The organism is Bacillus sp. FSL W8-1143, from assembly GCF_037965155.1.
Lineage (GTDB): Bacteria > Bacillota > Bacilli > Bacillales > Bacillaceae > Bacillus > Bacillus pumilus.
The window spans coordinates 2,984,862-3,010,594 of record NZ_CP150182.1; the positions used below are offsets into that span (position 1 = coordinate 2,984,862).

At 42.2% G+C, this 25,733-nt stretch carries 29 protein-coding genes; 11 read left to right on the top strand and 18 right to left on the bottom strand.

What is annotated here, in order from left to right; all coding sequences use genetic code 11:
• Positions 1 to 2,388, bottom strand: a complete 2,388-nt coding sequence (locus NSQ36_RS15365; protein ID WP_339206035.1) for a 3-hydroxyacyl-CoA dehydrogenase NAD-binding domain-containing protein — start codon at positions 2,386 to 2,388, stop codon at positions 1 to 3.
• Positions 2,389 to 2,587: 199 nt separating this feature from the next.
• On the opposite strand from NSQ36_RS15365, the gene NSQ36_RS15370 reads away from it, so the two are divergent.
• The 3 genes from NSQ36_RS15370 to NSQ36_RS15380 are packed head-to-tail and all read left to right on the top strand — an operon-like array spanning position 2,588 to position 3,362.
• Complete coding sequence (locus tag NSQ36_RS15370) at positions 2,588 to 2,725, top strand: YuzL family protein (protein WP_003212904.1); 138 nt, start codon at positions 2,588 to 2,590, stop codon at positions 2,723 to 2,725.
• 44 nt (positions 2,726 to 2,769) lie between these two features.
• Positions 2,770 to 3,003 (top strand): hypothetical protein, encoded by a 234-nt coding sequence (locus NSQ36_RS15375; RefSeq protein ID WP_223250686.1) that lies wholly within the window; start codon positions 2,770 to 2,772, stop codon positions 3,001 to 3,003.
• Between the two features lie 11 nt (positions 3,004 to 3,014).
• Entirely contained in the window at positions 3,015 to 3,362 is a 348-nt protein-coding gene (locus NSQ36_RS15380) for a spore coat protein (protein ID WP_050944092.1), read from the top strand.
• Between the two features lie 32 nt (positions 3,363 to 3,394).
• Here the strand turns inward: NSQ36_RS15380 and NSQ36_RS15385 are convergent, their stop codons facing one another.
• The 3 genes from NSQ36_RS15385 to NSQ36_RS15395 all read right to left on the bottom strand — a co-directional run bounded on the left by NSQ36_RS15385 (position 3,395) and on the right by NSQ36_RS15395 (position 5,143).
• Positions 3,395 to 3,646 (bottom strand): YusU family protein, encoded by a 252-nt coding sequence (locus tag NSQ36_RS15385; RefSeq protein WP_339206037.1) that lies wholly within the window; start codon positions 3,644 to 3,646, stop codon positions 3,395 to 3,397.
• A 71-nt stretch (positions 3,647 to 3,717) separates the two neighbouring features.
• A complete protein-coding gene (locus NSQ36_RS15390; RefSeq protein WP_003213584.1) occupies positions 3,718 to 4,548 on the bottom strand; it encodes an ABC transporter ATP-binding protein in 831 nt (276 codons plus the stop codon).
• A gap of 148 nt (positions 4,549 to 4,696) precedes the next feature.
• Positions 4,697 to 5,143, bottom strand: a complete 447-nt coding sequence (locus tag NSQ36_RS15395; protein WP_170965972.1) for a YusW family protein — start codon at positions 5,141 to 5,143, stop codon at positions 4,697 to 4,699.
• 111 nt (positions 5,144 to 5,254) lie between these two features.
• On the opposite strand from NSQ36_RS15395, the gene NSQ36_RS15400 reads away from it, so the two are divergent.
• Complete coding sequence (locus NSQ36_RS15400) at positions 5,255 to 6,100, top strand: oxidoreductase (RefSeq protein WP_339206038.1); 846 nt, start codon at positions 5,255 to 5,257, stop codon at positions 6,098 to 6,100.
• A 46-nt stretch (positions 6,101 to 6,146) separates the two neighbouring features.
• On the opposite strand, the gene NSQ36_RS15405 is transcribed toward NSQ36_RS15400, so the two are convergent.
• Positions 6,147 to 7,517, bottom strand: a complete 1,371-nt coding sequence (locus NSQ36_RS15405) for a trypsin-like peptidase domain-containing protein (protein WP_309215924.1) — start codon at positions 7,515 to 7,517, stop codon at positions 6,147 to 6,149.
• Between the two features lie 336 nt (positions 7,518 to 7,853).
• On the opposite strand from NSQ36_RS15405, the gene NSQ36_RS15410 reads away from it, so the two are divergent.
• Positions 7,854 to 8,531, top strand: coding sequence for a response regulator transcription factor (locus NSQ36_RS15410; protein ID WP_251190839.1), 678 nt, complete (start codon positions 7,854 to 7,856; stop codon positions 8,529 to 8,531).
• Positions 8,528 to 9,859: a HAMP domain-containing sensor histidine kinase gene (locus tag NSQ36_RS15415; protein ID WP_050944098.1), complete on the top strand. Its 1,332-nt coding sequence runs from the start codon at positions 8,528 to 8,530 to the stop codon at positions 9,857 to 9,859. Before NSQ36_RS15410 ends, NSQ36_RS15415 begins: the two co-directional genes overlap by 4 nt.
• A gap of 19 nt (positions 9,860 to 9,878) precedes the next feature.
• Here the strand turns inward: NSQ36_RS15415 and spxO are convergent, their stop codons facing one another.
• Positions 9,879 to 10,043: an anti-adapter protein SpxO gene (gene spxO, locus NSQ36_RS15420; RefSeq protein WP_003212782.1), complete on the bottom strand. Its 165-nt coding sequence runs from the start codon at positions 10,041 to 10,043 to the stop codon at positions 9,879 to 9,881.
• 192 nt (positions 10,044 to 10,235) lie between these two features.
• On the opposite strand from spxO, the gene NSQ36_RS15425 reads away from it, so the two are divergent.
• A complete protein-coding gene (locus NSQ36_RS15425; RefSeq protein ID WP_050944099.1) occupies positions 10,236 to 11,114 on the top strand; it encodes a TetR/AcrR family transcriptional regulator in 879 nt (292 codons plus the stop codon).
• A 79-nt stretch (positions 11,115 to 11,193) separates the two neighbouring features.
• Here NSQ36_RS15425 and fumC read toward each other — a convergent pair whose 3' ends face one another.
• Together fumC and NSQ36_RS15435 are read right to left on the bottom strand one after the other, a co-directional pair.
• The gene (gene fumC, locus NSQ36_RS15430; RefSeq protein WP_137054422.1) at positions 11,194 to 12,588 is read right to left on the bottom strand and encodes a class II fumarate hydratase; all 1,395 of its coding nucleotides are present in this window, start codon (positions 12,586 to 12,588) and stop codon (positions 11,194 to 11,196) included.
• 88 nt (positions 12,589 to 12,676) lie between these two features.
• Positions 12,677 to 12,844 carry a YvzF family protein gene (locus NSQ36_RS15435; protein ID WP_003213147.1) on the bottom strand — a complete coding sequence of 56 codons (168 nt, stop codon included), beginning with the start codon at positions 12,842 to 12,844 and terminating at the stop codon, positions 12,677 to 12,679.
• Between the two features lie 114 nt (positions 12,845 to 12,958).
• Between NSQ36_RS15435 and NSQ36_RS15440 the strand changes: the two genes are divergently transcribed.
• From NSQ36_RS15440 to NSQ36_RS15455, 4 genes are read left to right on the top strand one after another with little or no spacing between them, the layout of a single operon-like run.
• Positions 12,959 to 14,383, top strand: coding sequence for a spore germination protein (locus tag NSQ36_RS15440; protein WP_339206043.1), 1,425 nt, complete (start codon positions 12,959 to 12,961; stop codon positions 14,381 to 14,383).
• Positions 14,370 to 15,464, top strand: coding sequence for an endospore germination permease (locus tag NSQ36_RS15445; RefSeq protein ID WP_106029297.1), 1,095 nt, complete (start codon positions 14,370 to 14,372; stop codon positions 15,462 to 15,464). The genes NSQ36_RS15440 and NSQ36_RS15445 overlap by 14 nt, the downstream gene beginning before the upstream one ends.
• Positions 15,461 to 16,582 carry a Ger(x)C family spore germination protein gene (locus NSQ36_RS15450; protein ID WP_050944103.1) on the top strand — a complete coding sequence of 374 codons (1,122 nt, stop codon included), beginning with the start codon at positions 15,461 to 15,463 and terminating at the stop codon, positions 16,580 to 16,582. Before NSQ36_RS15445 ends, NSQ36_RS15450 begins: the two co-directional genes overlap by 4 nt.
• 37 nt (positions 16,583 to 16,619) lie before the next feature.
• On the top strand, positions 16,620 to 16,988 hold the full coding sequence (locus tag NSQ36_RS15455) for a hypothetical protein (protein WP_012011213.1): 369 nt from the start codon (positions 16,620 to 16,622) through the stop codon (positions 16,986 to 16,988).
• Positions 16,989 to 17,035: 47 nt separating this feature from the next.
• On the opposite strand, the gene NSQ36_RS15460 is transcribed toward NSQ36_RS15455, so the two are convergent.
• The 10 genes from NSQ36_RS15460 to NSQ36_RS15505 all read right to left on the bottom strand — a co-directional run bounded on the left by NSQ36_RS15460 (position 17,036) and on the right by NSQ36_RS15505 (position 25,689).
• Positions 17,036 to 17,671, bottom strand: a complete 636-nt coding sequence (locus NSQ36_RS15460; protein ID WP_003213157.1) for a response regulator transcription factor — start codon at positions 17,669 to 17,671, stop codon at positions 17,036 to 17,038.
• Positions 17,668 to 18,732: a two-component system sensor histidine kinase LiaS gene (liaS, locus tag NSQ36_RS15465; RefSeq protein ID WP_003212649.1), complete on the bottom strand. Its 1,065-nt coding sequence runs from the start codon at positions 18,730 to 18,732 to the stop codon at positions 17,668 to 17,670. Before liaS ends, NSQ36_RS15460 begins: the two co-directional genes overlap by 4 nt.
• Positions 18,729 to 19,493 (bottom strand): cell wall-active antibiotics response protein LiaF, encoded by a 765-nt coding sequence (liaF, locus tag NSQ36_RS15470; RefSeq protein WP_034620120.1) that lies wholly within the window; start codon positions 19,491 to 19,493, stop codon positions 18,729 to 18,731. Before liaF ends, liaS begins: the two co-directional genes overlap by 4 nt.
• 30 nt (positions 19,494 to 19,523) lie before the next feature.
• Positions 19,524 to 20,393, bottom strand: coding sequence for a DUF4097 domain-containing protein (locus NSQ36_RS15475; protein WP_339206046.1), 870 nt, complete (start codon positions 20,391 to 20,393; stop codon positions 19,524 to 19,526).
• Between the two features lie 111 nt (positions 20,394 to 20,504).
• Positions 20,505 to 21,170, bottom strand: coding sequence for a PspA/IM30 family protein (locus NSQ36_RS15480; RefSeq protein WP_003213665.1), 666 nt, complete (start codon positions 21,168 to 21,170; stop codon positions 20,505 to 20,507).
• A 15-nt stretch (positions 21,171 to 21,185) separates the two neighbouring features.
• The gene (locus tag NSQ36_RS15485) at positions 21,186 to 21,578 is read right to left on the bottom strand and encodes a hypothetical protein (RefSeq protein WP_050944105.1); all 393 of its coding nucleotides are present in this window, start codon (positions 21,576 to 21,578) and stop codon (positions 21,186 to 21,188) included.
• Between the two features lie 166 nt (positions 21,579 to 21,744).
• A complete protein-coding gene (locus NSQ36_RS15490) occupies positions 21,745 to 22,314 on the bottom strand; it encodes a cob(I)yrinic acid a,c-diamide adenosyltransferase (protein ID WP_137054419.1) in 570 nt (189 codons plus the stop codon).
• Between the two features lie 117 nt (positions 22,315 to 22,431).
• Positions 22,432 to 23,718 carry a heme ABC transporter ATP-binding protein gene (locus tag NSQ36_RS15495; RefSeq protein WP_339206049.1) on the bottom strand — a complete coding sequence of 429 codons (1,287 nt, stop codon included), beginning with the start codon at positions 23,716 to 23,718 and terminating at the stop codon, positions 22,432 to 22,434.
• On the bottom strand, positions 23,715 to 24,773 hold the full coding sequence (locus tag NSQ36_RS15500; protein WP_003212738.1) for an iron ABC transporter permease: 1,059 nt from the start codon (positions 24,771 to 24,773) through the stop codon (positions 23,715 to 23,717). Before NSQ36_RS15500 ends, NSQ36_RS15495 begins: the two co-directional genes overlap by 4 nt.
• The gene (locus NSQ36_RS15505; RefSeq protein ID WP_003213757.1) at positions 24,739 to 25,689 is read right to left on the bottom strand and encodes an ABC transporter substrate-binding protein; all 951 of its coding nucleotides are present in this window, start codon (positions 25,687 to 25,689) and stop codon (positions 24,739 to 24,741) included. Before NSQ36_RS15505 ends, NSQ36_RS15500 begins: the two co-directional genes overlap by 35 nt.
• Positions 25,690 to 25,733 lie beyond the last annotated feature (44 nt).

Here is a 25,733-nt window from a genome sequence, read left to right on the forward strand (position 1 = left end):
TTAGTTACGTAAAGGTTTTCCTTTGACGAGCATGTGCTGCATGCGTGCTTGTGATTTCACTTCTCCTACAAGACTTAAAAAGGCTTCTCTTTCAAGCTCTAATAAGTATTGCTCCTCTACTTCTGTTCCAAATGGCAGTTTTCCGCCTGAAATAACATGAGCTAATTTTTTAACAATGGTCATGTCATGCTCTGAAATGTATCCAGACAATCTCATATTTTCAGCCGCCAATATCATTGCTGCATAGCCTGTTTCGCCCATGACGGGCACCTTTTGCTTGAGCGGCGCACGATAACCCGCTTCATCAAGAGAGAGCACAAGTTGTTTCGCATCATAGATCAAGTGATCTCCGTTCATACTGATTCGGTCACTCGCGCGAAGCATGTTCATATCCCGCGCTTCCTCTGCCGAAGTGGATACTTTCGCCATTGCAATTGTTTCAAATGTTTTCATCGTGGCGTCTTGTATAGCGGTCTGCGATGGCTTCGCTGATCCTTGCAGATGGCGAAGGTATAATTCTTTGTTTCCACCGCCGCCTGGAATCAGTCCAACTCCCGCTTCGACAAGACCCATGTATGCTTCACTCGACGCCTGAATAGCTGCTGCCGGCAGACACACCTCTGTTCCGCCTCCGAGTGTCATACCGAACGGAGCAGCAACGACTGGACGGTCGCTATATTTCACCTTCATCATTGCCTGCTGGAAGCGGCGGATCACAAAGTCAATTTCAAAGAAATTATCGTCCTGAGCCTCCATTAAAATGAGAGCAAGGTTGGCACCAACACAGAAGTTCTTCCCTTGGTTTCCGATGACAAGCCCTCTATAATTCTGTTCCACCTCATCGACAGCGCGATTGATCATGTCAATGACATCTAGTCCAATGGCATTGCTTTTGGAGTGAAATTCGAGCAAGGCGACATCATCACCGATATCAATCAAGCTCGCACCAGCATTTTTGAAAATCACGCCGTTCTTCTTTTTCAATTTCGCTAAGGAAATATTCTTGTCGTTTCCTTTTTCCTGTTCGTAAGCCCCATTGTGATAAAACGCACGCTCTCCATCAGCATTTTCTTGATAGAATGTGTCGTGTCCTTCTGACAGCATGTCTTGCACCCACTGCGGGATGCTGTGACCTTCTGCTTCCATGCGCTCGACTGCTTTTTTCACACCAATTGCATCCCAGAGCTCAAATGGACCGTGCTGCCAGCCAAATCCCCATTTCATTGCGTTATCGATGGACTGAATATCATCCGCAATTTCGCCTGTTAACTGAGCTGAGTAAAGGAGCACAGGTGCCGTCATGTTCCAGAGCAATTGTCCTGCACGACCATCTTGATAAATAAGCGCTTTCAATTTCGCTTTCGTTCCCTTTTGCTGCTTCGCCATCTCAATGCCTGGATCTTTCAGCTTCGTTCGTTCTCCGTATGTGAGCGTCACAGGGTCAAGTTCTAAAATGGTCTTCCCATTTTTTTGATAAAATCCTTGCCCTGCCTTGCTGCCAATCCATCCCTTTTCAAGCATTCTTTCAATAAACTCAGGCAGCTGGAAAATATCTTTTTCCTTTCCTTCTACTTGGTCATATACGTTGCGGGCTACATGGAAAAACGTGTCGAGCCCTACGACATCAAGTGTACGGAAGGTCGCACTTTTCGGTCTTCCAATGAGGGGTCCTGTGACCGAATCCACCTCTCCAATGGTGTATTTGTTTTCAAGCATTTCACGCACTGTCACAAGGAGTCCATAAGTACCAATACGATTGGCAATAAAATTCGGCGTATCTTTCGCTTCAACGACGCCTTTACCAAGTACATCCTCGCCAAACGTTTTCATAAATTGGAGTACTTCTGGACCTGTTTCTTGAATAGGAATGATTTCTAAAAGCTTTAAATAACGAGCTGGGTTAAAAAAATGTGTACCTAAAAAGTGGCGTTTAAAATCCTCTGATCGGCCTTCTGCCATTTTTTCAACCGAAATTCCAGATGTGTTACTTGATACGATACTGCCTTCTTTGCGGTGTTCGTCGATGAGAGAGAATACATGTTGTTTGATGCTGAGCTTTTCAGTGACGACTTCAATGATCCAGTCAGCATCATGTAATAAGGAAAGGTGATCTGTGAGATTTCCCGGTGTGATGTATGATAGGTTTTTTGCTGAAGTAAGAGGTGCTGGCTTTTGCTTTAACAATTTTTTCATCGCTTCTTGACTTAATCTATTCCGAACACTAGGGTGATCAAGCGTTCGCTTTTTTGCCGTTTCTTCCTTTGTCAGTTCGTTTGGCACAATATCTAGCAATGTTACTGGTATCCCGATATTGGCTAGATGCGCAGCAATGCCTGAGCCCATGACACCTGAACCAATGACAGCCGCCTTGCGAATATGTTTGCCCATAAATATCCCCCTAAACATTTTGAATGAACAGTCATTCATTTTTTGTCCAAAAAAAAGCAATGCCTCTTTCTTTATCTTAAAAGATTTTCCGAAACAGTTCAAGAGCGGATTTCAAAAATTTACACATTCTCATGTGCCTTACTTTGCGGCGTATGAATTAAAGATGAGAGGGCATTGTAAGAATGGAGGTGATGTCCACATGTCTCGTTTGAAGAAAAACCCATCGAAAGCAGGCGTAAGTGCTGCAAGTGTAAAAGGAAACGCAGGTCCATCACAGGAAGCAGACCTAGGCGGCAAAAAGACTAGTCAAAATCAACAATATAAAAAAAATCAGTAAGGAAACAAAATTGTAAGGAGGAACACACCTTGAACAATCAGCAAATGAATATGCCCCCGCAAGTCATTTCAGTGAAAGATTCCTTGTACTTAGAGGATATGCTGAATTGGAACTTGATCGCTATGAAAAAGGCTCACTTTATGGCCGAGCATTGCCAGGATCAAACATTGAAACAAGAATTAAATCAAGTGGGCCAAATGCACCATCAGCATTACACACAAATTCTTCAGCATTTAGGCAGCTCAGGGCAAGGCCAGTCTACTGGCTTTATGCAATAGGAGGAAAAAACATGGAACAACAAAACCAACAAAAAATCGGGAATCCTCAAACTCCGGTTCCCACGACAACAAACATGAATGATCGTGATTTTGTCACAGATCTCTTGTCGACTGAAAAATATATGACAAGCGGATACAACACAGCGCTCAATGAATTCAGTCATGAATCTCTTTATCAGGATATTCAGCGAATTGCGCTAGAAACTCAGAAAACACAAAGACATTTATATGATGTCATGTTCCAATACGGCTGGTATTCTGTTGAAGCCGCTGAACAGCAAAAGCTCCAGCAGGCGCACCAGAAATTTCAGCAAACACTGACAGAACAATCTCCATACGGACCATCACAGATGTCATAAAGAAAAACTGCCAGTATGGAGCTGGCAGTTTTTTAACGATCTTGATTCGCTCGATGAGCTTCGTTCATTTGTTTGATTCGCTGAATGGTTTCTTTGATTTCTTCCTTAGCCTCTGGATACGATTCATTAAAATGCTTTGCTAGAGTCGGCATACTTTTTGCGATATGAGAGTAGATCACCCATTGTTTCACATCTTGTTTCAGTGCGTCTGTTGATTCGCCAAGCAGTAGCTCAGTATATTTCTCAAGCAAGCCTTCCAGCTTTTCATCTAGTTCATTTCCCATTGATCTTCCGCTCCTTTTTCAGAAAAAAGCCTGACTCTGTACGTAACAGATGTCAGGCTTTTGACATACAATTATCTTGCAGCGAGAAATGTCTCCGCTTGCGCTTGCTGCACAATACAGCGTCCTCTGCCGTGCGGAATACATAATGGAGTTCCGAATAAAGGATCTGTTGTCACTTGGCAGTTCATATCGAAAACATTTTTCACAAGATCACAATTAATGACCGTTTCTGGTCTTCCTTCTGCATAAATCGTCTTGTCTTTAATCGCTACAAGGTGATGAGCATATCTACATGCGAGATTCAGGTCATGAAGAACCATGACAATCGTGCGCTGCTCTTTTTCATTTAAGTCAAACAGAAGGTCGAGAATTTCAATTTGATGCGTCATATCTAAATACGTCGTCGGCTCATCTAACAAAATGATATCCGTCTCCTGCGCTAACGTCATCGCAATCCATGCACGCTGCCTTTGTCCACCTGATAATGAATCGACCGTTCGATCAGCGAGGTCTTCCATCTTTGTTGACTTCAGTGCACGATTCACTGCTTCTTCGTCTTGCTTTGACCACTGCTTCAGCCAATTTTGATAAGGATATCTGCCTTGCTTCACTAGCTGATGCACGGTTAATCCTTCTGGCGCTTCTGGTCCTTGCGGAAGAATAGCGAGCTGTTTCGCTACTTCCTTTGTTGGTAATTTGGCAATGGAATGACCTTCAAGCAGGACAGACCCACCCATTGGCTTCATAAGACGGGCCAAAGAGCGAAGTAGCGTGGATTTACCGCATCCATTGCTGCCAATAAATACTGTGATTTCACCCTTAGGGATCGATACATTTAGTTCATCTATGATCATTGTTTCTCCGTAGCCTAAGCTTAAACCTTCAGTAGAAATGGCACTCATTCCGCTCAAACGCTCCTTTTCTCATGCAAATTTTTTATATGAAATATCGTCTATATATAGACGCAAAAGATCACTTATCTCAATTTAGTGTATCAGATTTAAGTGATTTTGAAAATCATTTTCAATTAAAAAATGAGAAAGTTCCGTTTTACTTCTTCTTTTGGAATGTACGTTTGGTCCCATCTTCAAGCTTCATATCGACCTGAATTCGCTGATAATCATCGTCTAAATTAAAAGCAGCTAATAGCTCATTGACATACGTTTCATTGATCTTCGCACTAGGAATCGACATATCATTTAGCTTCATCTTCATCTCGCGTAAAGCTTCTTCACCTTCATAGCGGACACCGTTCATATGATCACGAATCAGTGCTTCTTCTTTTCCTTTCGCCTGACGATAGGTGGCTTCGTATAATTCGCTTTTCTGCCCGTATTGAACATGCAGGTGGAGATGCTCAAATGGAAGTTCCTTCATTTGAACCGCTGAGAGACTCTCTGCTTCCGCTTCCTTTGTTTGCTGGAGCGGCTCAATCGATTGGCAGCCAGACAGCATAAAAAGCAGCACTCCTATTTGTCCCGCCTTCTTCCAACACATCATGCGCTTCCTCCTATTTCTTATCATCGCTTTTTATTCTTCTCCATCCTTCTTTTCGTTATTCAATAAAAGAGCGGTCTATGGTAAATTGAAACAAAAAGGAGGTACGAGATGATGAAAAGGACAGCCATTGTAACTGGTGCCAATAGCGGCTTTGGCAAGCTCATCACGATAGGGCTCGCCAAGCAAGGCTATACAGTGATTGCAGGTGTCAGGCAGGAAGCAAATGCGAAAAAGCTTGCTGAAGAAATCGAGCAAGCCTCGTTAGCCGAAGCGATACATATTGAAGCATTAGATGTGACAGACACGCAGTCAATTCAAGCATTTCAGAAAAAGTTGCATACTTACGCCCCCATTACCTTGCTTGTCAACAATGCTGGAACAGCCTATGCGGGTTTTGCTGAAGAGGTTCCTGTTGACACGTACCGCCAGCAATTTGATGTCAATGTCTTCGGAGTCATGGAAGTGACACAAGCCGTCCTTCCGCTGATGACAAATGGTGCAAAGATATTCAATATGAGCAGCATCAGCGGATTAATGGGAATGCCCGCACTTTCTCCTTATGTATCCTCCAAGTTTGCTTTAGAGGGCTACACAGAGAGCTTGCGCATTGAACTGGCATCGTTCGGTATACAGGCAGCCCTGATCGAGCCAGGCTCTTTCCAAACGAATATTTGGAATACGTCTATGAACGAGCACATGTTGCAGCCAGAGGAAGGCTCGAAATACATACACCTCTATCAAAAAATGATGGCTCATATCAATGCCCAGAAATCAAACTACGGGGACCCGCTTGAAGTCGCAGACCTTGTGATTCGATTAGCCGAGAAGAAGCGGCTGAAAAAGCTGAGATATCCGATTGGGCAAGGAGTGCGGCTTTCATTCACAGCAAAGCAGCTCCTGCCTTGGAGCATGTGGGAAAAGATCATATTACGTACACTCTCTTCAAGAAAATAAGCATAAAAAAACAGGTAGACCTTTAACGTCCACCTGTTTTTTTCATTTATTCAGTTTCAGACTGTCCAAGGGTAATGTCTAGGTTCTTGTTTTTCCCTTCACGAATAACAGTCATTGTCGTTTTATCGCCGACTTTTGTTTCTTTGTACAAAATTTCTTTCAGCTGAGAGCTGTTCGCCACGTTTTTCCCTTTAAACTTGATGATGACATCTCCAGACTTCAAGCCTGCTTTTTGTGCAGGTGATCCTTTTGATACATCCTTTACGTAAATCCCTTTGCCGATTTGTTTATCAAATAGGCCGAGCGTATTTTCTTGATACGTTTCAGGCACTTGCTCAAGGTCAATCATTTGTACGCCAAGATAAGGACGTTCAACCTTTCCGTTTTTCAACAGCTCATCTACAATCGGTTTGACATCGTTACTTGGAATCGCAAAGCCGAGTGATTCCACACCGCTTTCGCTAATTTTTAAGCTATTGATACCAATGACTTGACCATCTGTATTGATAAGTGGTCCACCGCTGTTTCCTGGATTAATCGCTGCATCTGTTTGCAGTACATTCATTTCCACCGTACCAGATGATGTGTTCGCTTCAACTGTACGATCAAGACCACTAATAATCCCTTCTGTCACAGTACCAGAGAACTGGGCACCAAGCGGGTTCCCAATTGCAATCACTTTGTCTCCAGCACGGAGCTTAGAAGAATCACCAAAGCTCGCCACTTTATCAATGCCGTCTGCATTGATTTCGACAACAGCTAAATCTGTCATCACGTCACTGCCGACAAGCTTCGCGTCTTTTGTTTTTCCGTCATAAAGTGTGACCTTCAATTTATTGGCACCCTCGACTACGTGGTTATTTGTAATAATGTACGCTTTTTTGCCATCTTTTTTAAAGATGACACCAGAACCCGTTCCAGCTTCAGCTTCTGTTGAATCACCGCTAAGGCCAAACGAATTTTGGGTAGATTGATAGTTTGAGACTCCCACAATGGTTGGCTCTAAATCTTCTACCATATCAGAAACATTCGTGGCATTGGTGATTTGTTTTGTTGAGAAATTTTCAGAGGCTGCCGCTTCACTTGACGCTGTTTGCGTTTGAGTGTTTGCTGCTGTGTTCTGTGACTGCGGCAAAAGCGGTGTAATGCCAAGCACAAGGCCTCCGCCAATAATTCCTCCAAGGATCGGACTGAGCCATGCTGCTTTCCGCTTTTTCTCCTTTTTCGACACACGGTCATCCTCCATTTGAGGAGAATGGTTTGTCACACTCTCCTGAGTGGCAGAAGCTTCGTTCTCATGAGGTTGAAAAACGAGTTCCTTTTCTTTTTCAGGTTCGTCTATTTGTTTCTCATTCTCTTGATGTACATCTTCTTGTTGATTCAACTTCTTCTCTTCATCTTCTCTTCGGAAATCCATCGCTTACACTCCTTTACATCATGTTCATGACTTGCTTGATTCATATGTGTAGATCGGACTCATGTCCTCTTAATGGCAACATCATTGAAAATACTACATGACAATATGTCAAATTATATAATACTTATTCATAGAAAAAAAGCAAGGTGCGCACATTCGTGAAAAGCACCTATTGATCTGCCTTTTGTCTATGCCCTTTTTTCCCTTGAGCTTATCATAAACAAACATTATGGGATAATAATGAGAAGAATATGTGAAATTGTGAAAAAAGCATGTGATTGTTGACATGCCGCCTTTGTATCCCGTTATAATGACGTTGAGAGGATGTGGAAGACTTTGTCGTACACCATTTATTTAGTGGAAGATGAACAAAACTTAAACGAACTTTTAACCAAATATTTAGAAAGTGAAAATTGGAATGTCTCCTCTTTTTTAACCGGAGAAGCGGCACGCGAAGCAATGAATAAACCGCCGCATCTATGGATTTTAGATATCATGCTGCCTGATACAGATGGCTACACACTGATTAAAGAAATCAAAGCCGCATCACCTGACGTACCGGTCATTTTCATTTCAGCACGCGACGCTGATATTGATCGTGTCCTCGGTTTAGAGCTGGGAAGCAGTGATTATATTGCGAAACCATTTCTTCCGCGCGAGCTGATCATTCGGGTGCAAAAGCTGCTTGAGCTTGTGTATAAAAACAGCGATACTCCGCAGCAGCAAAGTGTTACACCTGTTTCCTCTTATGTCATTCATGAGGATGTAAGAGAGGTGTATGAAGGAGATCAGCTGATTAACTTAACTTCTAAGGAATTTGACTTGCTGCTTTTATTTACACATCATCAAGGACATGCTTTTTCTCGTGAAGATATCCTCATCAAAATTTGGGGACACGATTACTTCGGGACAGATCGTGTGGTGGATGACCTTGTCAGACGATTGCGCAAAAAAATGCCCGACTTAAAGGTCGAGACCATCTATGGATTTGGCTATAGGATGCTAAAAGGATGAAGAACAAACCACTCGCTTTTCAAATTTGGATCGTCATCTCTGGTATTTTGCTCACCATCTCGATTGTTCTGATCATCCTATTTTCCAATACATTACGAAATTTTTTCACGAATGAAATTTATAAAAATATCGAAAATGAACAGCAGGTGCTCACAGAATATCCGTTAAACCGAGACGGCTCGCCAAAGTCGACACCGGAAAACCGCTCGGTGCAACACATTCTGATTCCGTCAGATGAATTAAACCAAATGGGGCAGTTTTTCCCGCACGCCTTTATTGAGAAAATCCAAGCCTTTGTGAAAAAACAAAAAAGCGCAACGAAACGCTATTCTGAAGAGGTGAATGGCCAGCACATCTTTTTTGTCATCAAAAAAGTATCAACAGACAATACACAATATATTCTTTTGTCTTATGCGCCAGACTCTTATCGAGATGACCTGTCCTTTACGCTGTTTAAACAGCTGATCTTTATCTTGGGCACCGTTATTTTATTAAGCTGGATTCCATCGATTTGGCTTGCCCGCTACTTATCCCGTCCAATCGTTGCGTTTGAAAAACACGTGAAGCGGATTGCACAAGAGGACTGGGACGATCCTGTCATCGTTGACCGGCAAGATGAAATTGGAAAGCTTGGTCATACCATTGAAGAAATGAGACAAAAACTCATTCAAAAGGATGAAACAGAACGGACTCTTTTGCAAAATATATCACATGACTTAAAGACACCTGTCATGGTCATCCGCGGCTATACGCAGTCGATTAAAGATGGTATTTTTCCTAAGGGAGATCTTGAACAAACAGTGGAAGTCATTGAAGGTGAAGCGGAAAAGCTTGAGAAGAAAATCAAGGATTTGCTGTACTTAACAAAGCTTGATTATTTATCAAATCAACACCCTGCACATGCTTCCTTCCTACTCAGTAATACGATGCTGGAAGTGGTCGACCGAATACGCTGGTCGAAAAATGAATTACAGTGGAACGTGGACTTAGATGATGAGGCTGCTCTTGAAGGCGATCCAGAACAATGGAGCAAATTATTTGAAAATGTCCTAGAAAATCAACTTCGCTACGCAAAAAGGAAAATTGATATTCAAATGAAACAGGAAGAGGATCAAATACGCATTGTCATTCGTAATGACGGTCCTCCAATTGAAGAACATATGCTATCCAGCCTATACGAACCTTTTAGTAAGGGAAAAAAGGGCGAATTCGGTATTGGATTAAGCATTGTCAAAAAAATTCTCTCCATGCATCAAGCGTCTATATCAATTGAAAATGATGATCTAGGTGTACGTTATACGATCACGGTACCAAAGAAGAGACTGTAGGTTTTTGACCGCAGTCTTTTTAGATGAATGAATACCCATTGAAATCACGGTATGTGGCTTTGATTTTCTTGCCGGCTTGATACATCCATTTCTTTTCAATGGTTGTCTCTTTCGGCATTTTGACTTTTTCTACTTGAATTCCTTTTGTTCGCAAGCGTCTTATCATATCATCGATTTCTCTCATGGAACATCATCCTTTCACATTTTTTGACCAGTTGGTCACCTTACTTTATAATATAAAGAATTACACTGTAAAAAACAAGTTACAATCTGATTAATTTTTGAAAACTTTCGTCGTTTATGACCGATAAGTCACATCTCTTTGCGCACGTTTCCTAAGACATTTGTCTCTCGGTAAGAAAGGATGACATTCATATTGAAAAAGAAAGAGAAAATGATCATTGAGGCTGGCATGAAATTGTTTGCCAGTAAAGGCTACAATACAACGTCTGTTCAGGAAATTGCGGATGAATGCCACATGTCAAAGGGTGCTTTTTATCTTTATTTTAAATCAAAGGAAGCACTGCTCATTTCAATCTTACATTACTATTACGATAAGGTATTTACCCGAATCCACGAGGTTCAAACAGAGGGCGGCACACCAAAGGAAGCCTACCGCAAGCAGCTTACTGTCTACTACGATAATATTTTGCAGCAAAAGGATTTTATTAAAATGCAGCTGAGCGATCGAGCACTGCCAATGAATGAAGAAACGCAGCAGCTCGCAAAACAAATCAGACTTGCCACCATTCAGCTTCACATTGATAACATTAAGCAGGTATATGGAGATGCAGCGATTCCTTATATGGCTGATCTTTGTTTGACAATTGAGGGCATGAGCCACGTTTATTTCGAGCTTGCGATTTTATATGATTTTCAGCTGGAGGCTGAGGAGCTAGCCGCAACGATGATTCACCGTATCGATGATTTGATGGGCGGTATGATGGCGCGACATGATCTTCCGCTCATCTCTGTAGATCAAGCGAGCGATTGGTTTGGTCCTATTTATGAACGGTCATTCGACCCGCTGACAGAATCTCTTTTAAAAGAATTAAGAGAGCAAGCTGAAGCACATTATGAAGTGAAAGACGAGCCTGATTTATTTGAAGCACTCGGCATTCTAGAAAACGAATTAAACAAACAAAAACCTAGACAAGTCATCGTGAAAGGTATGCTGCATCAACTGAAATTGTTCGCACCGCTCCAATCCGTATCTGAGTCACTTTTGCGTATTTTGAAAGAGGATCATTTGTAGAACCCAAGGCAGAACCTGGGTTTCATTTTTGTCCACATCACGTTCAATGAAAAAAACCAAGGGCAGCCGCCCCTGGTTTTTATTTTGCTTTCGGTGTCACCATTTCTTCTGGTTTCACAAACTCTTCAAACTGCTCTTCTGTTAACAGCTCTAATTGAAGTGCTGCTTCTTTTAACGTTAATCCTTCTTTGTGAGCAAGCTTTGCAATTTTCGCTGCATTTTCATATCCGATGTGCGGGTTAAGTGCCGTCACAAGCATCAATGAATCGTTCAAGTTTTTCTCGATTGTTTCTAGGTTTGGTTCGATTCCAACTGCACACTTGTCATGGAATGAGTTCATGCCGTCAGCAAGTAATTCAACTGATTGCAAGAAGTTATAGATGATGACCGGCTTAAATACGTTCAGCTCAAAGTTTCCTTGGCTGGCAGCAAAACCGATAGTTGCATCATTTCCCATAATTTGCGCTGCAATCATTGTTAATGCTTCACTTTGAGTTGGGTTGACTTTACCTGGCATAATGGAGCTTCCTGGCTCATTTTCAGGAATGATCAATTCACCAATTCCGCAGCGAGGACCACTTGCCAGCCATCTCACATCGTTGGCAATTTTCATTAAATCAGCTGCAAGTGCTTTTAGGGCACCGTGTGCATACGTAATTTCATCATGGCTTGTCAGCGCATGGAATTTGTTTGGTGAAGAATTGAAATTTTGACCTGTCAGCTTGCTGATTTCCTCAGCGACATATTGACCAAACTCAGGATGTGCGTTAATTCCTGTACCAACAGCTGTTCCGCCAATCGCAAGCTCTCTCATTTTTTCAGTTGATTCTAGAATCATTTCTTTTGAACGGTCCAGCATGTACACCCAGCCGCTAATTTCTTGACCTACTGTAAGTGGAGTTGCGTCTTGCAAATGCGTACGACCGATTTTAACAATCTCTTGATATGCTTTTGCCTTCTCATCAAGAGTCGCTCTTAATTGATCAATCGCAGGCAATAATTTTTTGTACACAGCTAAAACAGCTGCCACGTGCATAGCAGTTGGGAATGTGTCATTTGAGCTTTGGCTACGGTTGACGTCATCATTCGGATGAATGCTGAACTCACTATTTTTATCTTTCAAGTAAGCAGTTGCTCTATTTGCAACGACTTCGTTCATATTCATGTTACTTTGTGTCCCGCTACCTGTCTGCCATACAACAAGCGGGAAATGCTCGTCATACTTTCCGCTGATGATATCATCACATACAGCAGCAATTGCTTCTGCTTTTTCGCTCTCAAGGTTGCCAAGACGTTCGTTGGCAATCGCTGTGCTACGTTTCAATATTGCAAACGCATTCACAACTTCCTTTGGCATTTTCTCAGAACCGATTTTGAAATTTTCTTTGCTTCGTTGTGTTTGTGCACCCCAGAACTTGTCCTTTGGCACCTTGATTTCGCCCATTGTATCTTTTTCGATTCTAAATTCTGTCATTATGTATCCCTCCATAGCTTTATACACTCAACTCTATTCTATACAAAAAACGAAAATCCTTTAAGCGTTTTCAATTAAAATTTTATCTTTATTTTAATTTTAGTTCAATATAAACGCGGACATCTTTCGAATATTTGTATTTTGGGTTCGTTTTTCCGTAATCCTTTGATGTATATGTCACTTCATAATGCTTGTCAAACGACTGTAGAATACGGTCAATCTCCTCTTTTGTTCCTGCTAAACGAATTTGTGCCATCTTGTTTCCTCCAAAACCCTCATTCTTTCTTTTACCACAAAATAATGTAACACAGAATATTGTTTTTTCAAGCAGGTAATGCTAAGAAAAAGTTATTTGAGGCGGGTGATCCTTTTGAATCAGACTCCATTGAAAGAACACTTATACGATAATCTCTCCGTCATTCTCCCGCAATTAAAGGAAATGGATGATTTGGTCCATGAGAAAAAAACGCTGCCTCACGGGCAGGTTGTTTACTATTTATACATAAAAGAAATGAACGAAAAGATGGAAATTCAAACCTTTTTAAAGCTGCTTCTCCAAGATCATACCTCTCTTACAAAAGAGAAGTTGGAATCTAATTTATCCATGATGACGACACGTTCGGTGAAGACCTCTGAAGAATTGGTCGATGCGATTTTTGAAGGGCATTGCGTGGTGCTGATTAATGGATTTCAGCATGCGTATATTTTAGAAACGCATGGAACGAAGAAACGCAGTTTAGGGGATTCTACATCTGAAACAGTCGTAAGAGGGCCGAAAGTTGGCTTCATTGAAGATTTAAACACGAACTTAGCTCTCGTGCGACAGCGCTTGAAAAACCCTGACCTCAAAACAGTAAACATGAAGATCGGGGAAAAGAAATACACCCAAGTGACCATCATGTACATTGAAGGTATCGTTGAAACCTCTGTTTTAAAAGAGGTAAAAAAACGGCTCAAGCAAGTCACCATTGATGATATACAGGACTCTGGTGTTCTTGAGGAGCTCATTGAAGACAATGTGTATTCTCCTTTCCCGCAAATTCAAAACACAGAACGGCCGGATAAAGTCGCGTCTGCTTTAAATAATGGCCGGGTCGCCATTTTTGTCGATCATTCACCTTTTGTGTTAATTGTACCTGCTTCGCTCGCGACGATTATGCAATCACCTGATGATTATTATGAAAGATGGATCGCCGCCTCTCTCATTCGTATGCTGCGGTTTACCTCGATCTTTCTGACATTATTTTTATCAGCCATTTATATTGCGCTTGTGTCGTTCCATCAAGGACTTTTACCAACAACTCTGGCTATTTCGATCTCAAGTACAAGAGAAAATGTCCCCTTTCCGCCTATTGTGGAGGCACTCATCATGGAGATGACGATTGAGCTCCTGCGGGAAGCCGGTTTAAGGCTGCCAAACCCGCTCGGTCAAACGATCGGACTTGTTGGCGGGGTTGTTATTGGCCAGGCAGCCGTTCAGGCTCATATTGTGAGCTCGATCATGGTGATTATCGTCAGCGTGATGGCCCTTGCGTCCTTTACTGTTCCTCAATACGGGATGGGCATGTCCTTTCGTGTGCTCCGCTTTGTGTCCATGTTTGCTGCGGCTACCTTTGGTTTATACGGGATTGTGCTGTTTATGCTCGTACTCCTTACTCATCTCACACGGCAAAAAAGTTTTGGCACACCGTATTTCTCACCTGATTTTGTGTTCAGCTATAAAAACGAGGACAATTCCATTATTCGATTGCCCTTAAAAAATCAACAGAAAGGAGAACGAGATGGTCAATCATAAAGAGTCGATATCAAGCTATCAGGCAAGTGCCATTATTGCAAATACAACACTAGGCGCAAGTATGATGATTCTGCCAAGATCGATGGCTCAGGCTGCGGCTACACCTGACGGCTGGATTGCACTCTTACTTATGAGTGTCATTTACATAGTGTTTATTTTTGCAAATGTCCTGATGATGAAAAAAGTCCCCTTCTCCTCTTATTATGATTATACGAACGAAGGGCTTGGGAAATGGCTGGGCGCTCTTGCCAATCTCTTGATTATTATTTATTTTCTTGGCGTCGCCAGCTATGAAGTACGCGCGATGTCGGAAATGGTCAAATTCTTTCTGCTTCAAAACACGCCAGTAGCCGTGACAATGATCAGCTTTATTGTAGTTGGGTTTTATCTGGTGATTGGCGGAATTGGTGATTTAGCCCGGCTTTTCCCTTTTATACTGATTGTGACGCTCATCATCTTATTTGTCGCTTATGGGCTTAGTCTCCAAGAATTTAAGTTAGATAACCTCCGTCCCGTTTTAGGAGAGGGGTTCTCCCCTGTCTTCAATTCCTTGAATGCATCTGCCATATCGTTTGTCGGCATTGAAATGATACTGTTTATGCCTGCTTATCTGAACACACAAAAACACACCTTTGCTTATGGGACAGTCGGCTTTTTGATTCCTGCGATTATTTATATTTTCACTTATATGATGGTGATTGGTGCGCTGACTGTTAAAGAAACGGCGACTTTGACTTGGCCGACCATTGCCTTATTTCAATCATTTGATATTCAGGGGATTTTTATTGAACGCATTGACTCCTTTTTGCTTATCGTTTGGCTGATTCAGCTTTATACAAGCTTTGTCGGATATACATTTTTTGCTGCAATCGGGGTGTCTAAACTGACCAAGTTTCCTAAAAAAGTGGTCCTTGTTTTAATGGGAATTGTCATTTACTTTGCAGCGATTTTTCCAAAGGATGTCGATACAGTGCGAAATTATTTAACCTATGTGAACAACCTCTTTTTCCTGCTGTTCGGCATTCTCCCGTTTCTCTTATTTATCATCGTGTTTTTCAAAAGGAGGCGGAACACAACATGAAAAAAAAAGCAGCTGTTGCTCTTTTGACGCTGGTTCTATTAAGTGGTTGCTGGGATAGCACAAATATTGAGGAGCTTAACATGGCGATTGGATTTGCAGTAGACAAAGGGGACCAAGGGAATAAATTAAAGGTATCTATGCAAGTCCTCGTTCCTCAAAAGATCTCTCAGGAATCAAACATCAAAGACCCTACGAAAATCATTGAAACAAACGGGGATTCTGTGCATCAAATATTCCGCACGACGGCGCTGAAAAGCCATCGCATTTTCGCACAGCAGCTACGGGTGTTTTTGTTTTCTGAGGAACTCATCAATGAGAATGATTTCGACCTCGTCATTAATCAATTCATTCGAGACAATGAAACGAGGAGAGGAGGCCTCGTCTTTATGACCTCTAAGAATCCTGGAGACATGCTGAAAATCAATGACGACGGACAGCCAGCCTCTACGACCTTATACGATCTTTCTGAGAATAGAAAATCGACCATTCGCATGTTTAAGACTAGCTCATTAGGAGATATTTCTTCTGCCATGCAAAACAATGTATCTTTCGCTATTCCGAAAGTCAGCGTCGATCAAGGAAAATTAATGATCGATGGAGCCTCTATTATTAAGAATAAGCGATTTCTCACCAATATCTCTCCGTTAGCAGTACAGTCATACAATCTGTTAACTGGAGACGGACTGGGTGGAGTCATTGAATTTGAATATGAACACAGCATCTACTCTTTTGAGATTTTCAAACTCAAGCACCATATTAAAACCAATAAATCAGCCAGCGGAAAATATCAATTTGATGTGTCAGTGGAACTTGATGGACGATTGTCTGAGGATTGGAATGAACGTGAAAACGCTTTTAATGAAAAGTATCTCAGAGAAATTGAAGGCGTTGTCAAGCGTCGAATAGAGACAAGCGTTAAAGATTTCATCGGTGAATTACAGCACGAGATCAAAGCAGATATTTGCGGATTCTATCAAAAGGCGAGTATTGCCTACCCGAAAGATTTTCGAAAAGAAGCAAAACATTGGGATGAAATTTTTAGTGAATCAGATATTCGTTACAAAGCAAATGTGAAAATCCGTGACTTCGGGACTAAGGGCGCAACACAATCCTTATAGAGTATGTTAAAATGGTAAGAAAAAAAGGGTGTCAATCATGAAACGAGCTTTACTTTCGGCCGGCATTCTATTTTTGATTCTAGGAATACTCCTGTTAGTCGTTGTATTCATGCAATCAAAAGAAGATTTCTTCATTGAAGCCGACAGCTTTTCAAGCACATTTTTGATCGTGATCTATTATGGACAAACCCCTGCGCTCCTTCTTATTGGAGGCGGTATATTCGTCGGACTTTCACAGATCATTGGTTTGCAAGAGAAAAAGGCAGCTTTGGCAAAGGAGAGCGTAAAGCTATTATCCGAGATGAAGAAAGCCCTAGAAGACAAATCGGCCGAGGAGCAGGAGGCTTTTCCAGTTCCTGAGCTCCATCAACTATCCGAACGTCCGATCACAGGACAGAAGGACTAAACTTACGCATGTTCTAGCAGCTTTCTTTTGAAAGCTGTTTTTTTATTTTATTGGATCAGCTTATGACGATGTGCATACACAGCCGCTTGCGTCCGGTCTTCTACATCAAGTTTGGAAAGAATGTTCGTAATATGTGTCTTCACTGTTTTAATTGTAATAAATAGTTCCTCAGCGATGACCTTATTCGATTTCCCATCGGCAATCAGCTTCAAGATTTCCATTTCCCTTGCTGTTAATGCATCATGAAGGATCGATCCATTTGAGGAATGACGAAGTTTATTCATCACCTTTCCAGCTACTTTTGATTCTAGTCTTGGTTCGCCGATACTTGCAGACCGAATGGCATCTGCAATTTCTCCTGCCTTGGATGTTTTTAATAAATAACTTAAAGCACCTGCTTCAATCACTGGATAAACTTTATCATCGTCAATAAAGCTCGTCAGAACGATAATTCGAGCATCTTCAATTTCCTGACAAATTCTTTTCGTTGCTTCGATGCCATCCATGCCTTCCATGACAAGATCCATTAAAATGACATCTGGCCTTAATTCAACTGCGAGCTCTACACCTTTTTGTCCATCTGACGCTTCACCAATGACTTCAATATCAGCCTGTGCCTCTAAAAAAGCAGCAAGCCCCATTCTCACCATTTCGTGATCGTCGATTAAAAGCACTCGAATCATCGAACGTTCTCTCCTTTTCCTTCATCAAAAATGGGAACCTTCACATCAATTTGTGTTCCTTTTCCCTCAAATGACATAATCTCTGCGACACCGCCTACTTCACTTGTTCTTTCACGAATTGATTCCAGTCCGTAGGAGGCCGTCTTCACATGATCGGTTTGAAAGCCGATCCCATTGTCGATAATCTTCAGTTGCACCTGCCGATTTCGAATGAGCAGACGAACCGTCACCTTTGTCGCCTTTGCATGCCTGAACACATTTGACAGGGCTTCCTGTACAATTCGGAAGAGGTGATCCTCTACTCCTTTTGACAGCGGTACATCATCTTCTATTTCCCAATCAATATCAATGGGCTGTTTTGCTTGAAATTCATTTAGGAGCTCAATCAAGCCCTTTTTCAAGTCTTTTCCTTCAAGGGTGATCGGTCTGAGATGAAGCAAAAGCGCACGCATTTCATTTTGTGCATCGCCAGCCATTCGTTCGACTAGGCGCATTTGCTTTAAAATCTTTTCATCCTTTTCCTTCATGACTTCAAGAATCGCAGAGGTCATCATCGAGATCGCAAATAACTGCTGGCTAACCGCATCATGCAGTTCTCGTGCTAAACGCTGACGTTCTTCTGAGACGACCGACTTTTTCATTTGCACCTGCCATTCTGCCCGCTCATTCGAGAGCTTTTGCAAAGAGGCTACTTGACCTTCCACTCGTTTCGCCATTTCATTTAATTGATCAGCCGCTAAGCCAATTTCATCGTCACCAAGAGACGGCAGTCTGTATGCAAAGTTCCCATTTTCAAACTTTAAAATCGACTCTACAAGCTGATCAAGACGCTTTTTATGCTGATAGCCAAATACATGTGAGGCAGAAAACCCAATGGCAAGACTAATGATCAGTAAAATACAAAAAAACGGGATGCCAAACCAGCGGGTAGAGAGGAGAATCATCGGATCAAGCTGATAATAAAAAAACATGGGCAGCATCGTCATGATGACAACACCAAGCGAGATCCCTACTCCAAGACGAATAGATTGCCACTGGATACCTAGATGGAGTTTCCTCATAAGTATCTCACATCCACATCTCCGATCAGTAAAGAGATGGAGATTTTCACTTTTCGTTTGCTCTCATCGTAATTGTCTGTCATCACATACACTTTACTGCCGAATCCGCTTCTTTTTTCATCAATAATTTTCATATCACCAATGGCAGCTGATGCACTCACACATACTTCAATATCCTGCGGTACGAAAATATCCACATCTCCGATGAGCCCGCTTATCACGATCGTGCTCTCTTCTTCTGCGATGATGGCCTTTGATAAGTCGATTTTGACATCCCCGATAAACCCTGAAATCGTCAAATCACTTAATTGAAACGGCTTTTTCATCAGCCTGACTTCACCGATAAAAAAGTCATGCTCCTTGCGCGGCTTTGTCTGGCTCTTTGTTTTCTTTTGCTCGCCCTCTTTTTCAAGATTGACTTTCAATGAAGGCTTATCGCTCTCCGGTGCTTCCTTTTTATCGACATCAAAAACAGGTTTGTTTTTCAATAAGCGATAGCCGGCATATATCAAAAAGGCCGCAAATAAATATCCTGTGAGACTAAACGTAATATTGAGCAGGAATTTTAAAAAGAGAAAGCCGGCAAAAATATAGGAAACTGAACCGAGCCAACGTTTGGATCTTGAGTGCAGCCAATAGCCCGCAAGCGCAAAAAACACAGGCCAAAACAAATCGGCTCCGATCCCAATGATTTTGAGAAATAGATTAATACCAAAAATCACGACAATGATGCCTAAAATTTGATTCCTTGAAAAACGCAGTTGACTCGCCTCCTTCCTTTGTTTCGTTCATTACCGCAGCTTTAAGTTTCCGCTTGTCATTTCAATATCGACTAAGTGTGTCCCTTTTCCCCGCGTGCCTGTAAAGCCTCGACCTTCACTATCTGCTTGATCAAAGTGATAGGTGTGATCGACACTTCCACTTGTTTTTTTCACTTGGACATTAAAATCTCCTTCATCCGGCAGGTTAAATTTTGCGCTGCCTGATGTCATGTGAAAAGAGACAGGTGATTCAATGGTATCAAAACTTGCCGTCAATCTACCACTTGTCATTTCTAGCTGCATTTCGCCTTTGACATCTTTAATATCGGCACGCCCTGAGGTTGCTCCAATATCGCTATTTTTCGCATCGATGTGAGACACAGAGAGTCTGCCAGATGTCGCTTTGATTTCGACATTGTTTGCTGAGAAATTCTCGGCATTGAGGTTTCCGCTTGTTGATTTGAGGATCACATCTTCAAGTGCCAGCTTCCCTTCGCCGTCCATCTCACTGACCCCGCTTCCACCCGTAATCTTCACATTTTTATGATAATCTGTTGGCATTTTGACTAAGAGTTCTCCTTTTTCAAATGAAGTGAAAAACAAGAATCCTTTATTTTCAGCACGGATTTTAAATGTACTGCCTGTTTGTTCCGCATACATTTTCCCTTTTCCACCTACGACCATCACGGAAATATCGGAACGATTTTCAGGTTTTACCTTCACGCGAAATCCAGAAAGAGAAATATCTAATTGATCAATTTCATCTTTTTTCGCTGAAGCTTTTGTGACTGCTTTTTCACGGGAGAAACTCAAATGAAAGAGATTTTCGTTTTTGAAAAGCATCCCAATCATTAAAAAGACACCTACAAGTATACAAATTAGACCGATTAACCGCTTCATTCATACCATCCCTTTATCTTCTGACCTTTTCATTATAAGGAAAAGCGAAACAGAAAGAAATCAAATATCGGAAGAAAAATCCTGCTTTTCTTCCGATCTGCCATTGATTTCTTAGTTTGCTTGCTGCTGCTCAGGCTTCTTCTCCAGCTTGAGCTTCTGCCATTCTTTTTCAACCTCATCAGCATAGTCTAGATGAGCATATGCTCCTTGATCCTCAAATTGTGTATAGCTGCCCGCTTTTGTCTCCATTTCTTCGATACGGTTCTCCATTCGAAGAAATTCTTTATATGCACTTTCACTATCTACTTTATTCATAGATTCGTTCATATGCTGCTTTGCTTGTGCGGCATTTGCTCTTGCTATGAGTGCCTGCTTCTTGTCTTTAATATCACGCAGCTTCGTTTCTAACTGTTGCAATTGCTCTTTTAGCTCCTTTAATTGTTTCACAGATTGCTGATAAGCTTCCTGATATTCCTGATGCTTTTCTTCAAAATACTTCATTTCTGTGAGCGCTTTTCGTGCTAATTCTTCTTCTCCTGCATGAAATGCCAGCTCAGCCTGCTTCTTTCTTTTATCAGCAAATGCTTCCGTCTCTTCTGCTTTGCGCAGGAAGCCTTGTTGAATCGTTTGCTGTTTGATGATCGCATGTTTCGCTTTGGCAATATCGTCCTCCATATCACGAACGTACTGATTCAGCATGACACGTGGATTCTCCATTTTATCTAAGCCCTCATTGACCGTTGCAACAAACATATCTCTCATTCTTCTGAATACCATTTGAATTTCCTCCTCTTATTTTTTCTTTAAAAAGTCTTCCCATTCTTGATCAAATGACGTGTGCATAGGTTCTTCCATTTTCGGTGACGTGTTTGGCTCCATATATGATCTACTTGATGATTCTTTTGCCTGTTTACCATTGATCATCGTCCAGCCGAAGTAGAGAAGCCACCCAGCTAGTGCGATTCCAAGGATAAATGGAAGAGCTTGCACAACGATCATGACACCAATGACTGCTAGAATGACGCCGAAGGTTTTACTGCCTTTTTCATATTTCTTTACACCTACATAGATGAGCCACGCCCCAATCAGAATTGGGATCAGCCCTCCTAGTGAGCCACCGAAGAAGATGGATAGACCGACAAACATTAAAATCGAACCGATGATGGTTTTACTTGTTATTTTCATCTTCATGCCTCCTTTCTTGCTCCTTGCTTTTACTATAGTCAAAAAAGAAAGCTGGCAAAACGTGTCGCAGATTGATCTTTCATTGCGACCAGAGTCGTAACTTCGCTCAGACTGAGCGGTAGAATCCAATAAAAAAGCACTCTTCTCATTTGAAGAGTGCTTTCCTTTATTTAGACCGAAATACGTTTGCACTTCGTTCATATTCAACATCCGCTTCACCGAGCCGATGATTCACGATTCGGGCGGCTGCAAATAAATAGTCAGAGAGCCGGTTTACATATGTGAGCGCAACTGCTGGAATCTCCTCCTGCTTCGCAAGCGTCACCATATGCCGCTCTGCTCTTCTGACGACTGTCCGCGCCACATGTAAGAGAGCTGCGCCTTCCTGGCCGCCCGGTAAAATAAACTTCGTGAGAGGCGCGGCTTCTTCTACATAGTCATCCATTCTTTGCTCAAGGACTGCTACAGATGCTTCAGTTAATTTACCTTCTTTCGGTGGTTTGACTGCTGCCAAATCACCGCCGCAGTCAAACAGCTCGTGCTGTATCACAATCAGCTCTGACAAAATGTCTTGAAACAATTCGCCATGCTGACGTAAATGTGCATGTGCGAGTCCAATGAAGCTATTCGCCTCATCTAACGTGCCGTACGCCTCTACTCTCACATCATCCTTATCGGCTCTCCCGCCGATCAAGCCTGTTTGACCTTGATCCCCTGTTTTTGTATAAAGTTTCATTGGTATTCCTCCTTTTCTTTTGCTTTGTCCTTTTAGTATAACCTGAAGTGAAAAGGATGTATTTGTTTAACTAAAGTACTGTGATCGCATCATAAACAAAAAAGCGAACCATTTGGTTCACTTTTGAATGGCATTCAATGAATAAAGAAGAAGGTGCACTTTCTGCTTTAATCTTTCGTGTAAATGCTCATCACCTTCTGTTTCCTGCATACCCGCAGCAGCGATACAAAGATGATGAATGGACATGCTCGTCTCCTGTTTTATCATGTGGACAAGCTGCCCCATAAGCTGAACAGACGATCCGTCTGATATAGACTCTTTCAATACAAGCCAAATGGTCAGCTCTTCTTGATGACGCATACCGTAAAGCACCATGTTGTCGTCTGTGTCTTCAGCAGCAAATTGTTTTGGTCCACTCGTTAGGTTATAAAACAATAGTCCCTCACGATCATCCAACTCGTCACGAAGCATGTCACTTCCCGTTCCGAGAGACCTTTTCCAAAAGAAGCCGCCCCTTTTCTGATGTGAGGAAAGGATGCGGAGCGGCTGTTTGAGGGAAAACGTCATTCCTTCTCCTCCATACGTTTTCCACCCGTCCGCTAACTTTGCATTTGATGCTACAGAAGCCCCGGCAGGTTCAATGATCAGCTGAGGATTTGCCCTTCGCGGGTGTTGGAGCGGTGTTACATCTGTTTCATATACACGGTTGATTCGCTCAGGCGTCAAGACGTGATGCGGCAGCCCTACTATTTCCGTCTTTCCTTCATCAAGCAGCAGCAGCCGGTCACAATACAAACTGGCGATGTTCACATCATGAAACACACCGATCACCGTTAGCCTAGAGGAAGTGGTCTCTTCTTTAATTAAATCAAGCAAATCCTTTTGATAGGCCAAATCAAGAAAACTGGTTGGTTCATCCAGCAATAAATATTCAGGCTGCTGGGCTAATGCCTGTGCCAAGTACACACGCTGCTGTTCTCCCCCGCTTAGCTCATGAATAGATTGATTCTTAAACTGTGCAACATCCGTTTGTTCCATTACTTTGTTTACGATTCGCATATCCTCTTGGGTAACAGATTGTAGCCATCCTTTTTGATATGGATAACGACCGAATTGAACCGTTTCTTCCACTGTAAATGAGAAGGCTTGGTCCGTTTTCTGCGGTAGAACAGCCATTTTTTGCGCAAGTGCCTTTGGACGGTAAGATTGAATCAGTTGACCGCTCAGGCGTACTTCACCACTATCAGGTTCCAGCAACCCAGAGATCATTTTAAGCAAGGTCGACTTCCCGCTTCCATTTGGACCAAGTATACCGAGAAATCCCCCTTGATTTACCTCAAAACTGATGCCACGTATGACCTCTTTCTCTCCATATCCACCTTTGATTTCCTTCACTTGAATCATAGATGCGTCCCTCCTCTGTATTTACGAATGAGGATGATGCCGAATACAGGGGCACCAATTAACGCTGTGATGATGCCGATCGGTAATTCAGTCGGCTCAATGATCGTACGTGATAACACGTCTGCTAAAACGAGAAAGGAAGCGCCATTCAGCATAGACAAAGGCAGGAGGTGCCGGTGGTCTGTGATCGCTAAGAGGCGAATAAAATGCGGAATCACAAGTCCCACAAACCCAATTGTCCCTGACACTGCTACTGCACTACCAGTCAGAATCGATCCAGCAAGCAGCACGATATATTTGCTCCTTTTCACATGTACACCTAATAGCTTTGCCTTCTCCTCGCCATACGTCATGACATTCAAATCTCGCCCCATCAGCATTAATGCAAAGGTCCCAATCAGAAAGAAAGGAAGGAAAAGCACAATATAGCGCCAGCCCCTCATGGACACACTGCCAAGAAGCCAATGAATAATCTCTTTTAAATCATCACCCGTTAAGGCAATCATCAATGATATAAGCGCGCCCAAAAAAGAACTGAAAATCACCCCTGTTAAAATTAAAGAGGAGATGCTCATCCCCCGATGGACAAGACGCGCAAAAAAGAGGACGAGACATAGGGTCACAAGCGCTGTTGTCATACTGAAAAAAGGCAGTGTGAAACTGCCGAGCAAAGGGAGCTGCAAACTGAAAAATAGGGTCGCGACGGCTCCAACTGATGCCCCTTGTGATACACCAAGTGTATATGGGTCAGCAAGAGGATTTTTTAATAAACCTTGAAATGCTGCACCAGATAACGCCAGCGCTGCTCCGACTAATGCCGCTAATATCACTCTCGGCAGCCGGATATTCATCATAATATTGCGATCAATTGAATCTATTGTGCCTATCTGCACACCGAATAGTTCATGAACAAATATACGCAGAATAGAAGGAATGGGAATCCCTAAGCTTCCAAAGGAGATTCCCATTCCAATGCTCACCACAAGAAGTAAAGCACTTAGTGTGTATGCGATGATAAATTTATTTGAACGTGTCAGGATAGATGCTTTTCGCAAGAGCCTCGACTCCTTCAACCAATCGCGGTCCCGGTCTTGATGCGAGATCCGTATTCAATTGAAAGACTTGTTTTTCCTTCACTGCTTTGATCGCATTCCAGCCGTCTCTCTTTTTCAGATCAGCTAAGCTGGAACCATCAATTGTGACGATTACGTCAGGGTTTCGTTTGATAATCGATTCTTCTGTCATTTGCACCCAGCCAGTTTGATCACCAGCAGCATTTTTCGCATGGATAACAGAAAGCATTTCATCCATAAATGTATGAGTACCTGTTGTATAAATTTCAGGCGTACCTGAAACTTCAACAAAGACTGTTTTTTGTTTGTCTTTCGAGATCGCTTCTGCTTGTTTCTTGATGTGATTCAATTTTGCTTTCATCTCGTCTACAAGCTTTGTTGATGCTTCTTTTGCACCTGTTGCTTCACCGATCGTATTGATCGATTTGTACACATCCTTAAAGGAAGTGGCATCATTTACAGTCAGTACTTGAATTCCTGCATCCTCTAGCTGTTTAAATCCCTCTTTTGATCCCATCTGCGAGGCATGAGCTAGTACAAGATCAGGCTTTAAGGAAATCACCTTCTCGACATTGAATTCAAGTCCGCCAATCTTCTCTACCTTTTCAACTTCCTTTGGATAATTGTCAAAATCAGATCGTCCAACCATTTTATCTCCAAGACCAAGCGCATAGGCAACCTCTGTATTACTTGGAATTAATGAGACAATACGTTTAGGCTGTTCTTTGATTTCGACTGTTTTACCAGCTGCATCTTTAATCGAGACAGGAAATGCCGCAGCCGCTGTTTCGTTATTTTGTGAACTCTTTGCTTTATGGTCTGTTTCAGCACCTGCACATCCTGCTAAAACACCCATCACAAGCAATAGCGATAGCCAAATGGCCGTTAACTTTTTCATGAATGAACCCCCTGATTTATGTACTGCTTGACGAAAGCTCTTCC

Bases quoted from the DNA above. Each gene is read 5' to 3' on its own strand.
- NSQ36_RS15385 (WP_339206037.1), bottom strand. From the start codon at position 3,646: ATGGGAAATGAACTAGATGAAAAGCTGGAAGGCTTGCTTGAGAAATAT.
- NSQ36_RS15435 (WP_003213147.1), bottom strand. From the start codon at position 12,844: ATGGCACAAATTCGTTTAGCAGGAACAAAAGAGGAGATTGACCGTATT.
- NSQ36_RS15395 (WP_170965972.1), bottom strand. From the start codon at position 5,143: ATGTGTTGGAAGAAGGCGGGACAAATAGGAGTGCTGCTTTTTATGCTG.
- NSQ36_RS15480 (WP_003213665.1), bottom strand. From the start codon at position 21,170: ATGGTATTCAGAAGAATGAGAGATATGTTTGTTGCAACGGTCAATGAG.
- liaS (WP_003212649.1), bottom strand. From the start codon at position 18,732: ATGAGGAAACTCCATCTAGGTATCCAGTGGCAATCTATTCGTCTTGGA.
- NSQ36_RS15460 (WP_003213157.1), bottom strand. From the start codon at position 17,671: ATGATTCGAGTGCTTTTAATCGACGATCACGAAATGGTGAGAATGGGG.
- NSQ36_RS15375 (WP_223250686.1), top strand. From the start codon at position 2,770: ATGAATATGCCCCCGCAAGTCATTTCAGTGAAAGATTCCTTGTACTTA.
- spxO (WP_003212782.1), bottom strand. From the start codon at position 10,043: ATGAGAGAAATCGATGATATGATAAGACGCTTGCGAACAAAAGGAATT.
- NSQ36_RS15455 (WP_012011213.1), top strand. From the start codon at position 16,620: ATGAAACGAGCTTTACTTTCGGCCGGCATTCTATTTTTGATTCTAGGA.
- NSQ36_RS15370 (WP_003212904.1), top strand. From the start codon at position 2,588: ATGTCTCGTTTGAAGAAAAACCCATCGAAAGCAGGCGTAAGTGCTGCA.
- NSQ36_RS15490 (WP_137054419.1), bottom strand. From the start codon at position 22,314: ATGAAACTTTATACAAAAACAGGGGATCAAGGTCAAACAGGCTTGATC.
- NSQ36_RS15475 (WP_339206046.1), bottom strand. From the start codon at position 20,393: ATGAAGCGGTTAATCGGTCTAATTTGTATACTTGTAGGTGTCTTTTTA.
- NSQ36_RS15405 (WP_309215924.1), bottom strand. From the start codon at position 7,517: ATGGATTTCCGAAGAGAAGATGAAGAGAAGAAGTTGAATCAACAAGAA.
- fumC (WP_137054422.1), bottom strand. From the start codon at position 12,588: ATGACAGAATTTAGAATCGAAAAAGATACAATGGGCGAAATCAAGGTG.
- NSQ36_RS15450 (WP_050944103.1), top strand. From the start codon at position 15,461: ATGAAAAAAAAAGCAGCTGTTGCTCTTTTGACGCTGGTTCTATTAAGT.
- NSQ36_RS15380 (WP_050944092.1), top strand. From the start codon at position 3,015: ATGGAACAACAAAACCAACAAAAAATCGGGAATCCTCAAACTCCGGTT.
- NSQ36_RS15485 (WP_050944105.1), bottom strand. From the start codon at position 21,578: ATGAAAATAACAAGTAAAACCATCATCGGTTCGATTTTAATGTTTGTC.
- NSQ36_RS15365 (WP_339206035.1), bottom strand. From the start codon at position 2,388: ATGGGCAAACATATTCGCAAGGCGGCTGTCATTGGTTCAGGTGTCATG.
- NSQ36_RS15415 (WP_050944098.1), top strand. From the start codon at position 8,528: ATGAAGAACAAACCACTCGCTTTTCAAATTTGGATCGTCATCTCTGGT.
- NSQ36_RS15400 (WP_339206038.1), top strand. From the start codon at position 5,255: ATGATGAAAAGGACAGCCATTGTAACTGGTGCCAATAGCGGCTTTGGC.
- NSQ36_RS15495 (WP_339206049.1), bottom strand. From the start codon at position 23,718: ATGATTCAAGTGAAGGAAATCAAAGGTGGATATGGAGAGAAAGAGGTC.
- NSQ36_RS15390 (WP_003213584.1), bottom strand. From the start codon at position 4,548: ATGAGTGCCATTTCTACTGAAGGTTTAAGCTTAGGCTACGGAGAAACA.
- NSQ36_RS15505 (WP_003213757.1), bottom strand. From the start codon at position 25,689: ATGAAAAAGTTAACGGCCATTTGGCTATCGCTATTGCTTGTGATGGGT.
- NSQ36_RS15445 (WP_106029297.1), top strand. From the start codon at position 14,370: ATGGTCAATCATAAAGAGTCGATATCAAGCTATCAGGCAAGTGCCATT.